This is a genomic window from Paenibacillus sp. P22 (assembly GCF_000469945.2).
In the GTDB taxonomy this organism is placed as follows: Bacteria; Bacillota; Bacilli; order Paenibacillales; family Paenibacillaceae; genus Paenibacillus_O; species Paenibacillus_O humicus.
Map to the genome: position 1 here is coordinate 63,007 of NZ_CBRA020000064.1, position 15,030 is coordinate 78,036.

Annotated in this window: 14 protein-coding genes and 1 pseudogene; all 15 read right to left on the minus strand. The window is 59.2% G+C overall.

Going from position 1 to position 15,030, the window contains the following annotated elements:
* Positions 1-14: 14 nt before the first annotated feature.
* Positions 15-1,340 carry a GTPase HflX gene (gene hflX / locus BN871_RS10775; protein ID WP_048745900.1) on the minus strand — a complete coding sequence of 442 codons (1,326 nt, stop codon included), beginning with the start codon at positions 1,338-1,340 and terminating at the stop codon, positions 15-17.
* Between the two features lie 22 nt (positions 1,341-1,362).
* Positions 1,363-2,376 carry an AAA family ATPase gene (locus BN871_RS10780; RefSeq protein WP_048745926.1) on the minus strand — a complete coding sequence of 338 codons (1,014 nt, stop codon included), beginning with the start codon at positions 2,374-2,376 and terminating at the stop codon, positions 1,363-1,365.
* A gap of 122 nt (positions 2,377-2,498) precedes the next feature.
* Entirely contained in the window at positions 2,499-3,209 is a 711-nt protein-coding gene (locus BN871_RS10785) for a YdcF family protein (protein ID WP_083436373.1), read from the minus strand.
* Positions 3,206-3,763 (minus strand): DUF402 domain-containing protein, encoded by a 558-nt coding sequence (locus BN871_RS10790; RefSeq protein ID WP_048745902.1) that lies wholly within the window; start codon positions 3,761-3,763, stop codon positions 3,206-3,208. Before BN871_RS10790 ends, BN871_RS10785 begins: the two co-directional genes overlap by 4 nt.
* A 229-nt stretch (positions 3,764-3,992) precedes the next feature.
* Positions 3,993-4,337, minus strand: coding sequence for a cytochrome o ubiquinol oxidase subunit IV (gene cyoD, locus BN871_RS10795; RefSeq protein WP_021879844.1), 345 nt, complete (start codon positions 4,335-4,337; stop codon positions 3,993-3,995).
* Positions 4,338-4,943: a cytochrome o ubiquinol oxidase subunit III gene (cyoC, locus tag BN871_RS10800; RefSeq protein WP_048745903.1), complete on the minus strand. Its 606-nt coding sequence runs from the start codon at positions 4,941-4,943 to the stop codon at positions 4,338-4,340.
* Positions 4,943-6,913 carry a cbb3-type cytochrome c oxidase subunit I gene (locus tag BN871_RS10805; protein WP_021879846.1) on the minus strand — a complete coding sequence of 657 codons (1,971 nt, stop codon included), beginning with the start codon at positions 6,911-6,913 and terminating at the stop codon, positions 4,943-4,945. The genes cyoC and BN871_RS10805 overlap by 1 nt, the downstream gene beginning before the upstream one ends.
* A gap of 25 nt (positions 6,914-6,938) precedes the next feature.
* Positions 6,939-7,925 carry a cytochrome aa3 quinol oxidase subunit II gene (gene qoxA, locus BN871_RS10810; RefSeq protein WP_049867293.1) on the minus strand — a complete coding sequence of 329 codons (987 nt, stop codon included), beginning with the start codon at positions 7,923-7,925 and terminating at the stop codon, positions 6,939-6,941.
* A 196-nt stretch (positions 7,926-8,121) separates the two neighbouring features.
* Positions 8,122-8,376, minus strand: a complete 255-nt coding sequence (locus BN871_RS10815; protein WP_021879849.1) for a hypothetical protein — start codon at positions 8,374-8,376, stop codon at positions 8,122-8,124.
* Positions 8,377-8,462: 86 nt separating this feature from the next.
* Positions 8,463-9,152: a peptidylprolyl isomerase gene (locus tag BN871_RS10820; protein ID WP_048745905.1), complete on the minus strand. Its 690-nt coding sequence runs from the start codon at positions 9,150-9,152 to the stop codon at positions 8,463-8,465.
* Positions 9,153-9,301: 149 nt separating this feature from the next.
* Entirely contained in the window at positions 9,302-11,845 is a 2,544-nt protein-coding gene (locus BN871_RS10825; RefSeq protein ID WP_232312961.1) for a transglycosylase domain-containing protein, read from the minus strand.
* A 271-nt stretch (positions 11,846-12,116) separates the two neighbouring features.
* A complete protein-coding gene (gene hfq, locus BN871_RS10830) occupies positions 12,117-12,362 on the minus strand; it encodes an RNA chaperone Hfq (protein WP_021879853.1) in 246 nt (81 codons plus the stop codon).
* Between the two features lie 15 nt (positions 12,363-12,377).
* Complete coding sequence (miaA, locus tag BN871_RS10835; RefSeq protein ID WP_021879854.1) at positions 12,378-13,343, minus strand: tRNA (adenosine(37)-N6)-dimethylallyltransferase MiaA; 966 nt, start codon at positions 13,341-13,343, stop codon at positions 12,378-12,380.
* Entirely contained in the window at positions 13,336-14,118 is a 783-nt protein-coding gene (locus BN871_RS10840) for a class I SAM-dependent methyltransferase (RefSeq protein WP_021879855.1), read from the minus strand. The genes miaA and BN871_RS10840 overlap by 8 nt, the downstream gene beginning before the upstream one ends.
* Positions 14,115-15,030, minus strand: a pseudogene (locus BN871_RS28990) (DNA mismatch repair protein MutL); the annotation flags it as partial. The gene BN871_RS10840 and the pseudogene BN871_RS28990, both read right to left, overlap by 4 nt.

A 15,030-nucleotide genomic window follows, 5' to 3' on the forward strand; every position in this document is an offset into this window, starting at 1 on the left:
TGTCCAACTTGTATTCAGTCTCCTTGCTGTGTCGTAATTCCGGCGCTGGTCCGCGACTGGCGGTAAGGCTCCAGCTGATGTCCGTTCACTTCGTAATCCGCGCGGTTGAGCTCCACCGTCAGCCATAGGACGTCTCCGTCCGCTTCCCGCTCCAGCACCTCGCCGCAACGGTAGGCAAGCGCGATCAGGTCCCCGCGGTCGGCCGGCAAGGCAAACGACCGGGTTTCCCCCGAAAGCTCGTCCTGAATCGCCTGCAGCAGACGGCTCCGGTCCGCAGCGTCGTAGGCGCTGATGAGCAGCTGCCGAGGACCGCTGGACGGAAGCAGGCTTCTGAGCGCTCCTCCGACCAGGTCCTTCTTATTATACACGAGCAGGAGCGGCTTGTCCGATGCCCCGAGCTGCTGCAGCAGCTCCTCGACGACCCGCATCTGCTCGCGCCGCATCGGGGACGAGCTGTCCACGACATGCAGGATCAGGTCCGCCTCCGCGACTTCCTCCAGGGTGGCGCGGAACGCGGCTACAAGATCATGGGGCAGGTTCTGGATGAAGCCTACCGTATCCGTGAGTACGACCTCGTTGCCGCTTGGCAGGACCAGAACCCGGGAGGTCGGGTCCAGAGTTGCGAACAGCCGGTTCTCGACCAGCACGTCGGCGAGCGTAAGCTCATTCATCAGCGTCGACTTGCCTGCGTTCGTATATCCGACAAGCGCGACTTGGGTTACGCCCGTCTTGCGGCGCCGCTCCCGGTGAAGCTCGCGGGTGCGCGTCAGCTCCCGAAGATGGGCCTTGAGATCGGAGATGCGTCCCCGGATATGCCTCCGGTCGGTCTCAAGCTTGCTCTCCCCCGGCCCGCGCGTGCCGATACCGCCGCCGAGGCGGGACAGATTTTTGCCGTGTCCCGACAGGCGCGGCAGCAGGTAGCTCAACTGAGCGAGCTCGACCTGGATGATGCCTTCCCGGGTTTTCGCCCTTCCGGCGAATATATCGAGAATAAGCTGGGTCCGATCGATGATTTTGGCATCAAGCGATTGTTCGAGATTGCGCACTTGCGCACCGGACAGCTCCTGGTCGAAAATGATCGTTGTCGCTCCGAGCTCTTCCTTGACGGCGCGGATCTCCTCCACCTTGCCTTTGCCGACGAGCCATTTGGGATCGGGCGCTTCCTTGTTCTGAATGACAGTCGCAAGCACTTCGACGCCGGCCGTATCGGCCAGGTTGGCGAGCTCTTCGAGCGAATGCTCCGGATCCGAAGGGCCGCGCTTCGCCTCCTGGGTGACCAGACTGACGAGAATGGCCCTGTCGGGCACGCCATGATCCGTTTCATAGGTTGTCGTATCCAAGCTTCGCGAAGCTCCTTTCGCCTTATCCGAGTTCACCAGGCTGCTTGACCTTTCCCTCCCAGCGCATGTCTTCCGGACGGATGCTCATGAGCTCCTGCCTGCCAGGACTGGCCGACGCATACTGGTTGAGGAGCCTGACGGCCTGGTGGCGGATGGATTTTTCAATCAGATTGCGGACATAGCGGGCATTGCTGAACGAATAGAGCGTAGCCGTCTTTTCCTGCATCAGATGGCTCCTCAGCTTGAAGACGGTCTGAGGGAGCAAGGAATAGTCCCGGTCTTTGGCCATCAGCTCAGCGATCTGTATGAGCTGGTCCACCGAGTAGTCGGGAAAGTCGATCTGGATCGGAAATCTCGAAGGCAGTCCGGGATTCGTTAGAAGAAAATGCTCGATCTCGAGCGGGTAGCCGGCCAGAATGAGGACGAACTGGCTGCGATAGTCCTCCATCGCCTTGACGAGCGTATCGATCGCTTCCTTCCCGAAATCCTTCTCCCCGCCTCGCGCCAGGCTGTAGGCTTCATCGACGAACAGGACGCCTCCCAGCGCCTTTTTCACGAGATCGCGGGTTTTTTGCGCGGTATGCCCGATGTATTCGCCGACAAGATCCGCCCGCTCGACCTCGATGAGATGTCCCTTGGACAGCAGGCCCATCTTCTGGAACAGCTTGGCGACGATGCGGGCGATCGTCGTCTTGCCGGTGCCGGGATTGCCCTTGAATATCATATGATAGACTTGCGCTCCGCCAGAGAGCCCGGCTTCCGAGCGCATCTGGCTGATCAGGAGCAAGGCATAGATTTCATAGATCAGCGATTTGACCCCTTCCATGCCGACCATATGCTCCATTTCCTTTTGGATTTCGGCATAGGGATCGGCTGCGGGAGCCTGCCTGGCCGCTCCCGCAGGCTCGGGATAATCGACCTGCTGGGCGGCTGCGGAGGATGCTCCGAGACCGTACGTCTCATGGCTTCGCAGCACGACATTTATTTGGCGGGAGGGCCTTGCGCCCTGATGTCCCGAAGCGGCGTGTCCGTTCATCCGCGGCATCACCTGTCCTTCCTGCAATTGAATGGCTCTACAAATTGTATTCGGGACAGCAGAGCCATATTAACAGAATCAGACAGACTTCAGATCGGACTATGAACGGTTGCTAACGGCCTTCATACGGACTTGAGCCCGACCAGCATGAGCAGCTTGTCCAGCTGCCACTTGCCGTACGCAAGCGTCTCCCGGGTTTCGTTGGCTGCTGCGTTGAGCACTTTGGATTTGACGGAACTTACGACCGGGTCGGGAAACCCGAGGAACCGCGCCATGTCGAGCGCCCTGGAGGCATGATACTCATGCGTAATGATCAGATAGGACTTGATGCCGGCAGCCTCGCCGGCCTTCCGGCTGAACACCAGGTTCTCGTATGTGCTTGTCGCCCGGTTCTCGAGAATGACGGCATCCTTGGGCATGCCGCGCGAAACGAGATAGACTCTCATCCCCTGTGCTTCGGTGAGCTTGGAGCCGTTGCGGTCGAGACCTCCGGAGACGATCAGCTTCTGCACTCTCCCGGCTTGGTACAGCTTCAGCGCCTGATCCAGCCGCTCCTTGAGTCCAGGGCTCGGCGCATCGTTCCAGAGAGCGGCTCCGAGCACGATTCCAGCCTCCCGCTGCGGCACAGGATTGGGTGGAGAATAATGCGTGATCTGCCAGAACAGGTACCCCGCTGCAAATACACCGAGAGCCCCGACAATCAGGCAAGCGCGCACAAGGCGGCCCAGCAGGCCGCCATGTCGGTTTTTTTTGCGCCGGGCGGCAGGCTTCTTCGCCGTCCCGGTCTTTTTTGTCGGCTTCGGCTTGTTCGTCCCCGCCTCTGCCGCCTTCATGATTCGCTGACCTCGCCCATTCGTTCGGCCAGCGTCTTGCGGTGGCGCAGGCTGAGCGTAAAGTAGCGGAAGCGTCCGTTCTTGATGGCGGCAAGCAGCCTTCCAGCCGTCTTCCGGGCCATCGCCGCTTCCTTGCGCGTCACATCGCCGTCGCGGATCGCATCCTCCAGCTCATCCTCGTCCATCAGGAACACTTCTCCCGTAGGAAGCACGACGATATCCAGATAAAGATCGTCGAACCAGGGAACCTGCTGGTCCGTCAGGCCTTGCGTCTTGCAGATATCGATGTACCACTGCACGACCTTGCCCTTGTCGTCGAACATGGTCGTGACGACGAAGTGCTCGCCGCGGGGAAAATGCTGCATCCAGAGATAGCCCCGGTCGGCCAGGCAGAGCCTCCGTCCGTTGTACTCCTTCCAGAGCGGCTCCCGGAGGTCGTGAATCCGGTAAAACGTGACCAGCCCTCTGAAATCCTCTCCGTCAAGCGTCAGGCAAGTGTAGCTTTTGCGCAGGATACGCCGCCAGTTGGCCCGATCCGAAAATTTTCGTTTCATATGGAACGTACCCTTTCCCTTAAGATGCGGCAATGGCGCTGCGACTATGCTCGGTTCGCCCCTGCCTTTTTTCCGTGTTTCCTTTAGTTGACAGCTTACCACATCTTACTGTCCATCTCCAGCGGTAACGCCAAATAAGACCAACCTGCCTTGGCCATGTCAAGGCGAAAACAGCCGCTTCAAAAGAAAATATCCCCGCTCCGGATTGGGAGCGGGGACAGGAACGATCTTATTGGACGACCGAGTTGAACGACATGATCCATACGGAGCCGGCAACGATCGTGATGACGATGACAAAGCCGAGCACCAGCGCCATGACGTTGTACCGAGGCTTCTCGCCTTCGTTGATATGCATGAAGAAGAAAAGCTGGACGAGAAGCTGCAGAATCGCTGTGACGAGAATGACGAGCAGCGTCCCCGTCCGGGACATCAGGCCGTTGAATACGACGAGCATCGGGATGACAGTCAGTATGATCGAGATGATGAATCCGATCGTATAAGACTTGAGCGACCCGTGGTTATGCTCCTCGTGATGGCCATGTCCGTGGCCGTGGGAATCGGAATGCGGGCTCATCTACATCACCCCCATGAGGTAAACGACGGAGAACAGGAAGATCCAGATCACGTCGAGAAAATGCCAGTACAGGCTGAAGTTCGAAATCTTGCGCTTCGTTACCGTTGTAATTCCGTGCTTGCGCAGCTGGAAGATCAGCCCGATGCACCAGAAGATGCCGACGGTAACGTGGATTCCGTGGGTGCCGACCAGGGTGAAGAACGCCGACAGGAATGCGCTCGTGCCGATGTTCGCTCCTTCATGGACGAGGTTCACGAACTCCGTGACCTCGAGGTAAAGGAACGCCGCTCCGAGCAGGAGCGTCATGATCAGCCAGAAAATCATGCCGCTCAGCTTTTTGGCCTGCATCTGGAGAACGGCCAGGCCGCTCGTGAAGCTGGACGTAAGCAGGAGGAACGTCGAGGCGACGAATCCCGGAATCTCGAACAGCTCCTTGCCCGAAGGTCCGCCGTTCGTATGGCCGACCAGGACGACATAGGTCGCGAACAAGGTGCCGAACAGCAGAGTATCGGATACCAGGAACAGCCAGAAGCCCGCTGTCTTGAGCGACTCCTGTTCCTGGGTATGATGCTCGTGGACCTCAGGAGAGACGATATGCTGCTGCATTAGTACGACCTCCCTAATTTCCGTTCCGTCTCGATGACCTCATCGACCGGAATGTAATAATCCACATCGTAGCTGAATGACCGGGCGAACAGGCTGCCGAAGACGCCCAGTGCGCCGACGATGATCATCCAGGTCCAGTGGAACGTGAAACCGAAGCCCACGAGGAAGAAGAAGCTTGCCATGACGAATGGAATGGCGGAGTTCTTCGGCATATGGATCGGCTCCAGCTGCTGCTTCGGACGCTCGATTCCTTTCGCCTTGTCTTCCTTCACATGGAACCAGTCGTCGGCATGCTTCACCTGAGGCACAACCGCGAAGTTGTATACCGGAGGCGGAGATGGAATCGACCATTCCAGCGTTCTGCCGTTGCCGCCCCATGCATCGCCGGTTGCCCGTTCGCCCTTGCGGACGCTGTAGGCGATCTGCCATACCTGGAACAGGAAGCCGATGCCCATCATGAAGGCGCCGATCGTGCTCGTGAAGTTGAGCGCAGCCCAGCCGCGGTCCCAGCCGTACGTGTAGACGCGGCGCGTCATGCCGTCAAGGCCGAGGAAGTACTGCGGGAAGAAGCAGACGTAGAAGCCGATGTTCCATGTCCAGAACGCCCAGCGTCCGCGCTTCTCGTCGAGCTTGAAGCCGAACAGCTTCGGCCACCAGTAGTAGATGCCGGCGAGGTAGCCGAACACGACGCCGCCGATGAGCACCTGGTGGAAGTGGGCGATCAGGAAGTAGCTGTTGTGGTACTGGAAGTCTGCCGGTGCGACGGCGAGCATGACGCCCGTCGCTCCCCCGACCAGGAAGCAAGGAATGAAGCCCATCGTCCAGAGCATCGGACTCTGGAAGCTGATTCTCCCTCGGAACATGGTGAAGAGCCAGTTGAACACCTTGACCCCGGTCGGGATGGCTATCGCCATCGTTGTGATCGCGAAGAACGAGTTGACGTCCGCGCTCGAGCCCATCGTGAAGAAGTGATGAACCCAGGTGAAGAACGACAGGACGCTGATGACCATCATTGCGAAGACCATCGACTTGTAGCCGAATATCGTCTTCTTCGAGAAGGTGGCCACGATCTCCGAGAAGATGCCGAAGGCGGGAAGCACGACGATATATACTTCGGGGTGGCCCCACATCCAGATCAGGTTGACATACATCATCGACATGCCGCCGCCGTCAAGCGTGAAGAAGTGGGCCCCGAAATAGCGGTCCAGGAACAGCAGCGCCAGCGTGATCGTCAGAATCGGGAAGGCGAACAGAATGGTGATGCACGCCGAAAGCACGGACCAGGAGAACAGCGGCATTTTCATCAGCTTCATGCCTGGCGCGCGCATTTTCAGAATCGTGACGATGAAGTTGATGCCGGTAGCGAGGGAGCCGATACCGGAAATCTGGATGCCCCAGATGTAGAAGTCCTGGCCGACGCCGGGACTGCCCGAGAGCTCCGACAGAGGCGGATAGCTGAGCCATCCCGCATCGGGAGAGCCGCCGATGACGAACGATACGTTCAGCAGCATCGCACCCATCAGGAACAGCCAGAAGCTGAGCGCGTTCAGGAACGGGAACGCGACGTCGCGGGCTCCGATCTGCAGAGGCACGACCATGTTGAAGAGAGCGAACATCATCGGCATCGCCATGAACAGGATCATGATCGTGCCGTGCGTGGTGAAGATGGCGTTATAGTGGTCCGCCTGCAGGAACTCCACGTTCGGGAGCGCCAGCTGCGTCCGCATGAGCAAGGCGTCGACGCCGCCGCGGAACAGCATGAGCAGCGAGGCGATCAGGTACATGATGCCGATTTTCTTATGGTCGACCGTCGTCAGCCATTCGCGCCAGAGCCATTTCCACTTCTTGAAGTAGGTCAGGACGAAGACGATGGCAATGCTGACGAGAGCGATGGATACATCCGCGCCATAGATGAGCGGATCGCCGGTGACGAAGAAATCGGCGGCAAAGTCTTTTATCGAATCCAACATGGATGAATTTCCTCCCCTTGGCCGCCTAGTGGTTCATTTCGGGCTGCGATAGGCCCGATGTCTGATTTGCTGCATCCGGCTCGGAGCCGGAGCTTTCGTTGCTGCCGTCCTTCACGGGATAGGCGCCGCGGATATCCAGGCCGTTGGCCGGATGATGATGCCCGCCGTTTTTGATGACGATCGAGTTGAACAGGTTCGGGTCCATGGAGCCGAAGGTTTGAATATCCGCCGTTCCCTTGACCGAGAGCTTGTTGTAGGCGGCGTTGTCCAGCTTCGCCGTCTCCTGCTGCGACTTGCTTACCCAGTCGTTGAAGTCGTCCTGGGACATCGACTTCACGGTGAAGTTCATCTTGGCGAAGTCGGTGCCGGTGAAGTTGGCTCCGGAGCCGAAGTATTCGCCTGTTTCATCCGCCTGCAGCCACATCCTCATCGCCATGCCCGGCATCGCATACGTCTGGCCGCCGAGCTGCGGAATCCAGAAGGAGTTCATCGCCGCGCTGGACGTCAGAACGAACTGGATCGGAGTGTTCTCCGGAATGTTGATGTAGTTGATCGTCGCGATGTCCTGATCCGGATACTGGAACAGCCATTTCCAGTCCATCGACGTCACCTGGATCGTCACCGGCGCTACATGGGCGGTTTCGGCCGGCGGCTTGACGAGCTTGTACGTATCCCGGACCGTGAAGTATCCCAGCAGCACGACGATGACGATCGGGATCCCCCACCAGATCGCCTCCAGCTTCGTGCTGTGAGACCAGTTCGGCTCGTACGGCGCCTTGTTGTCCGGCTTATCGCGGTACCGCACGATTATGAACGCAAAAATGCCGAGTACAGGCACAATAATGACCGCGCACAAAATGACGGAAATCCAGATCAGGTTTTTCTGAATCTCCGCGACCGGACCTTTCGGATCCAGCACCATGAGGCTGCCGGACCATACCACCACGATGGCCACAGCAGCTATGGCGAGGGCAATCCCGAGCCCCCATAGCCACTTGTGTGAATTTTTCATCGTTTCATCTCCTTTTGGCCATCTCCATCCTGCTATTACCCATTAACCGAGTATGCTCTTGACAGAACATTTCCTCTCTCGTGTTACAGCATAGCAAAAAGGACGCCTTTCGGCGCCCCCCGTTAACGAATCCGTCTTATTTTTGTGCGATTTCCGTAAAATGTTGTTCATTGAATGTCCTTATATTTGCGAAATATTACCGTCCCCTGCCGGGACGCTCCCCGCCTTCGCCGGTATGGCTGCCGATATACTCGTCCACCAGCGGGAACATGAAGGAAGCGATATAAACGACGGGCGCGGCTATGAGGCAGCCTACGCCTGCCATGAGCGCCATATTGCCGTCATTGAACGGATACAGGAAGCCTGCGCACAAAACCGCCCCTGCCGCCAGCACCGCCCAGGCGTAGATCCTCAGCCATCTTCCCATTCCAGCCGCGCCATGCTTGCCCATAATGGAGATCCCTCCTCTGCTAGTACAGCATATGAGGGAAATTCACATCATGTTCACACATTCGGCGGAACATCAGGCAAAGGGAATCAGCTTTCCTTGATTTCGACGTTTTGGATGCTCACCGATTGAGTCGGCTTGCTGGGCTCGCCTTGGGCATTTTTCTCGACCGGAGTGGCGGCAATCTTGTCCACGACATCCATTCCGCCCGAAATCTCGCCGAAGATCGTATAGTTCGGAAGCTGGCTCAAGCTCTCGACGCTTGGACCCGTGCCGATAAAGAACTGGCTGCCTCCCGTGTCGGCTTGTCCCGTATTGGCCATCGCCACGACGCCTTTCTTGTAGACATGGCCGTTGTTCAGCTCATCCGGTATCGTATAGCCCGGGCCGCCTGCCCCCGTGCCCGTCGGATCTCCCGTCTGGATCATGAAGTCCTGAATGATCCGGTGAAAAACGATGCCGTCAAAATAGTTGTGCCGCGCCAGAAAGACAAAGCTGTTGACCGTTTCGGGCGCATCCTTCGCGAAAAGGTCGATCGTGAACTCGCCATCCGTCGTAGTGACGACCGCCTGATAGGTTTTGGAGGTGTCGATCGCCATGTCGGGCTTTTTGCTCCAGCTTTTGGCGGCCGATCCGCCGGCATCGCCAGATGCATTGCTGGCCGGCGTACTGGCGCCTGCGCCAGAGGATTCGTTGCCCGCATTCTTCGCTCCGCAGCCCGCCGCAACAATAGCGGTGCCGAGCAGGAGGATGGACAGAGCTTTAAGGTTCTTTTTCATGTTGTCATGACTTCCTTTTCCGTAAAGGTTATGGTTTCGGAATGCGGCATCAGGTGGAAAGGACATCGGAGCTTGAGTGGAATTGGCTCTGGTGTCATATGGAACGGGCATCGGAGCTTGCATTGTCGCAGCTCCGATGCCCGATTGCACTAAGGTCCGGTCGATTCAGCCGGAACCGAAGGTAGTGCGGCTGCATCGCCGGAGGAGGTGCCGGACGTTCCGTCGCCGCTGCCCGTCCCCCCGGCATCGGCCGGAGTCGAGGTCGGCGTCGGGGTCGGCGTCGGCTGGGAAGTCGATTCCCCGCCCTGCTGTCCGCCTCCTTGGCCGTTACCATTCCCGCTGCCGTTGTTTCCATTGCCGTTGCCGTTATTGCCGCTGCCGTTTCCATTATTGCCATTACCGTTGCCGTTATTTCCATGGCCGTTCCCGTTGCCATTGTTTCCGTTCCCGTTGCCATTGCCGTTGTTTCCGTTTCCCTCGTTCCCTTCCCCGCTGCCGTCATTCCAGCCAGGAGTCGGCGAAGGGCTGATCTCGACTGTTGGAATTTCAATCGCGATCCGGGCCGAAGGAGGTCCTTCCAAGCCGGATTTGCTGTCATAGGCCGTCACGTAATATTCGTACGACATGCCGGGCGCCACGTTCATGTCATCGGCGCTTCCCGCAGCGGCGGAATCAAGCGCGCGGCTGAATTCAGCCTGGGAGGAATCCTTGCGGTAGATCCGGTAGCTGATTCCATCACCCTCGACAGGAGTCCAGCGCAGCGACACGAGCATTTGGTTCGGATCGTAGGAGCCCGTCAGATTCTTGACCTGATCGGGCGCATCCGAAGCCGGCGGCGTCGGCGTCGGTTCCGAAGGAGCTTTCCCGAACGAGCCCTTCGGCACGTCCTTCATCGCCTTGGACATGACCTTCGAGAACAATGCGGCCGCTGCGGAACTGCTCTTCTTGAGCAAATGCTCCTTGTCGGTCTTGTCGTAGCCCATCCATACCGCGGCGGTCCACTCCGGCGTATAGCCGACGAACCAGGCGTCGCGGTTGTAGCTGGATTTGAGTCCGCTGATGCCATGCTGCGTCGTGCCGGTCTTGCCTGCCAACGGCCGGTCGATGGCCGCTCCGCGGCCTGTTCCGCCCGGGCCGACGACGCCTTGCAGAAGCTCCGTCATGTAAGCCGCCGTCTGCTCCTTCATGAGCTGCTTGGGCTTCGCTGCGGCATACTGGTATCTCGTCTCCTGAGAATGGTCGACGATCTTGACGATCGTATGAGCGTCCACCGACTTGCCGTCATTGGCGAATGCGCTGTACGCTGTCGCCATCTGCAGCGGGGTTACGCCATGAGACAGCCCTCCCAGCGCGATCGCCAGATTGCGGTCGTCCTTGTCCAGCGGCATGCCGAGCTTGCCGGAGAAGCTTACTCCCTTGCTGACACCGATTTCGTTGAGCAGCCATACCGCGGAGGCGTTGCGGGACTCCATGATCGACTGGCTCATGCTGACAGGACCGATGTACTTGTTTTTGTTGGAATCGGTAGGACAATAGCTGCCGTAGCATTTCTTGTCGTCCCGCAAAGTCGATCCGGGCGTGTAGTCGCCCGTCTCCAGCGCCGGCCCGTATACGGTGATCGGCTTGAAGGAAGAGCCAGGCTGCCGCGGAACCGTGACGCGGTTGAGTCCCTTGCGCACGTAATCCCTGCCGCCGATCATCGCCTTTATCGAGCCGTCGCTATGGTCCATGATAACCATGGCCGCCTGCTGCTTCTGCTCGTCCGGACTTTTCTCGAAGTTGCTGTCGTCGTCGAACTCGTCCTCGATCGTCTGCTGGGCCGTGGCGTTCAGCGACGTGTAGATCTTGTATCCGCCCAAGCGGATCTCATCCTCGGACATATCCATGACCTGCATCGCTTCCTTGACGGCAAAATCGACATAGGTGAGGAATTTGTTGCGGTCGCTGCCGGAATTGAACTCGCCCGGCGGCTTGTAGACGACCGCCTTGGCTTGGTCCTCCTCCTCTTGCGTAATATAGCCCTGGTCGTTCATCAGGGTAAGGACGACGGCCCGGCGCTGCGTCGAGCGCTCGATGTCATCCTTCGGATTATAATAGCTTGGCGCCTTCGGAATGGCGGCAAGAGTAGCCATCTGCCACAGCTTGAGGTCTTCAAGGCTGCTGTTGAAGTAATATTTGGCGGCGAGCTTCACGCCATAGATGCCGTTGCCGAAGTAGATCCGGTTCAGGTACATCGTAAGAATTTCGTCCTTGGTCATCTGGTTTTCCAGGGCAACGGCGATCGAAGCCTCCGTCGCTTTGCGGAAAAACGTCTTGTCCTGGTTCAGGAACAGGTTGCGCGCCAGCTGCTGCGTGATCGTGCTCGCGCCTTCCTTGGCGCTCCGCGCGATGACGTCCTTGACGAGCGCGCGCCCGATGCCGAGCATGTCGATGCCGGAATGCTCCTCGAAGCGCTTGTCTTCCGTCGCGATGAACGCGTCGCGAAGCAGCTCCGGAAGCTCCGAGAACTCGGCGTTCTGGCGGTTGACGCTGGCCAGGCTCGCGATTTTGTTGTTGCTGGAATCATAGACGACGGAAGCCTCCGTCAAGCTGAGCACATCCTTGTTGGCGGCGAGGATGCGCTCGCCGTTGAGGATGACCAGCAGGTAGCCGACGATGCCGGCGACGACGGCGAGAGCTCCCGCGAAAAACAAGCCGTAGAACCATTTCCGCTTGCGGCTGATCCGGCCTTTTTTCCTCTTGCCCTTCTTGCTTGCCGGCTGCGCCGGATAATCCCCTTTTTTTCTTCTGGTCTGGCATGTCTATCGTTCTCCTTCCGGTCGGTCTCTTCTGTCCCGATATAGGTATACCCTTGGAAACAGAAGAACAACCCTGCCGGAGAGCGGGTTGTTCTTCGGACCGATATTTCCTTAACGAAGCTGCTGCAGGAAAGGTTTCACCGCACTCGCGGCGGCATAGCCTGTCCTAGGATTCCGAGGAGCTGTCCTGCGGCTGCATGAGCGATACGTTGCGCTGAGGCGTGAACGTCGAGATCGCATGCTTGTACACCATTTGCTGGCGTCCGTCGGAATCGATGATGATCGTGAAATTATCGAAGGCGCGGATAACCCCGCGGATCTGGAAACCGTTGGTGAGGTAAACCGTGACCGGGATGCTGTCCTTGCGGAGCTGGTTCAGGAACGTATCTTGAATATTAATGGATTTGTTCATTGGAAGTTACCCCCGTCAAAAAGGATTGTTAGTGGTATATTCAAGATCGACTGCAAACTTTCCTGCTAGTATAGCATGGATAAGCTCCAAATTGTTGTGAAAATTTTCCCCGGTGTCGATCCAATGAATGTCCTTCATATGCCGGAACCAGCTCAGCTGGCGCTTGGCGAATCTTCTCGTATCCCGCTTGAGCAGCTGGACGGCTTCCTCCTTCGTCGTCCCGCCTCTCAGCCAGGGAACGAGCTCCTTGTATCCCAGCCCCTGCATGGCCACGGCGTTCTCCGGCACGCCTTGCTCCAGCAAGCGGGCGACCTCCTCCGGCAGCCCGGCCTCCATCATGAGATCGATTCTCTCCTCGATTCTGCCGTACAGCTCCGCACGGTCCATCTGCAGTCCCAGAATAACCAATTCGTAGGGCGACTCTTTTTTCTGTCCGGCGAGCTGGCTGCTCATCGTTTGCCCCGTCACATGGACAATTTCCAGCGCCCGGATGACTCTTCTCACATCGTTGGGATGCAGCTTGGCCGCGGACTCGGGATCGGCGGCAGCCAGCCTGGCATGCAGGGCATCGACGCCATCGGCATCCGCGAGCTTCTGGAGCTCCGCACGGAAGGCTTCGTCCGAGCCCGCCTCGGAGAACCGGTATCCGTAGCAGACCGACTCGATGTAGAGTCCGGTGCCGCCGACAATGAATGGAAGCTTGCCGCGGGCTGCGATCTCCGGAATGAGGCGGCTGCACGCTTCCTGGAAGTCGGCGGCCGAGTAGGGCTCGTCCGGATTCCGGATATCGATGAGATGGTGGGGAATCCCCTCCATCTCATCACAGGGAATTTTGGCCGTGCCGATGTCCATTCCCCGGTAGACCTGCATGGAGTCTCCCGAGATGATTTCCGCGTTCCATGCCTTGGCAAGCTCCAGGCTCAGCTTCGTCTTGCCGACGGCCGTCGGCCCGACCAGAACGAGAAGCGGCTGTTTAGTCAATTCGAATCACTCCGTATCCGACAGCGGATGTCTTTTTCCCCGGACAGCGCTCGAAGCCGAGCCGCTGAAACTCCGGGCTGTTGTTTTTTTCCTTGAGCAGCACCGTTCTTCTCGCTACCCGAACCGCTTCCCGGACGGTCTCCGCCGCAAGCGCGCCGTGGTTCGCCAAGCCGCGCAGAGGCTCGATCGAGCTTGATTCCTGCACAGGATCGCGGAACATGGGATCGAAGTAGACGATATCGAAGCTGTCGTCCGGCAGCGACTTCAAATAGTCGGCATGTCCGGCGAGCACCGGCCGGATGCGCCGGAAAGCCTCATTGACGTCCTTGAGAGGCGTCTCATAGCTCAGAAGCCCTTCCCGGACAACGGCATGCAGCACCGGCTCGCTCTCCAGCGCCGTCACGCTCCCCTCCGGTCCGGCCGCATACGAGAAAACGATGGAATCGCCGGCAAGTCCGGCCGTGCAGTCCAGGACGCTGTCTCCAGGACGGCAGCCGGCCAGCTCCACCAGCGGATCGGACTCTCCCTTGCGCAGCCGCTTCACGCGGACGTAGGCCATGCTGGGATGGAAATAAAAGGGCGGCTCGTCGGGGCCGCCGTAATAACGAAGCTGCGTGCTCGTGGCGACCAGCAGCTCCTTGTCGCCGTAAGCTGCGGCCAATTGGCCGAGCGTGCGTCCTCTGCGGCTGACGAGCCGCGCGCCCAGCTCCTCCGCCAGGCGGGCGGCAGCGTCGAGCATGTCTCTGCTTGGCTGATCCGTCGTCGTGACGATCATGACATCACCCGTTTGAACATTTTCTCCAGCTGATAGTTGGAAATATGGACCAGAATCGGCCTGCCGTGCGGACAAGTATAAGGCTGCGCGCAGGCGGCCAGCCGGGCGAGAAGGGCTTCGCCTTCCTCCCGGCTCAGCCGGTCGTTCGCCTTGATGGAAGCTTTGCAGGAGCACATGATGGCCGCCTCCTCACGCAGCTTGGCGATGTCCACCGCCCGCTTCTCGCGCAGCACCCACTCCGCCATCTCCTCGACGAGCTGCTGCTCCTCGCCCTTGGGGAACCAATGGGGATGGGAGCGGACGAGGAACGATTGGGGACCGAACGGCTCCAGCTCCACGCCTGCTTCCGCCAGCAGCTCCAGCCTCCCGGCCAGCTGCTGGGCGTCCGCGCTCGTATATTCCAGCGTGAAGGGAACGAGCAGAACCTGGCTCTCGCTGCCCGGCTCCCCGAACTTGCGGTAATAGTATTCGTAATTGATCCGCTCGTGGGCGGCATGCTGGTCGATCATGTACATGCCTTCCTCGTTTTGCGCGATCAGATAGGTGCCGTGCATCTGGCCGACCCAGCTGAGCTCCGGGAAGCCCGTCCCGCCTTCGGGGGCATCGGAGAGGCTGCCCGCCGCTCCGGGGAAAGATTCCGACGGACTGTATGAACCCCCGGATTCGGCAGAGCCGGCTGGAGGGGACAAAGCCAGCCCGCCCACCTCCGGCTTGGGACCGGAAGCGCCGCTGACAACGCCCGCGGGCTCGTCGCCTGCCGGACCGGGAGCGGAGGCATTGGCTCCGCCTGCCAGGGCGGGAACAGCGGCATAAGCTCCGCCTTCCTGCTCCCTCACGGCTCCGGCGCGGTCTGCCGCCATGCCGGAGGCAGGCGCGTACAGCCGCCGAGCGGCGTCAGGCGGAACGGCGGGA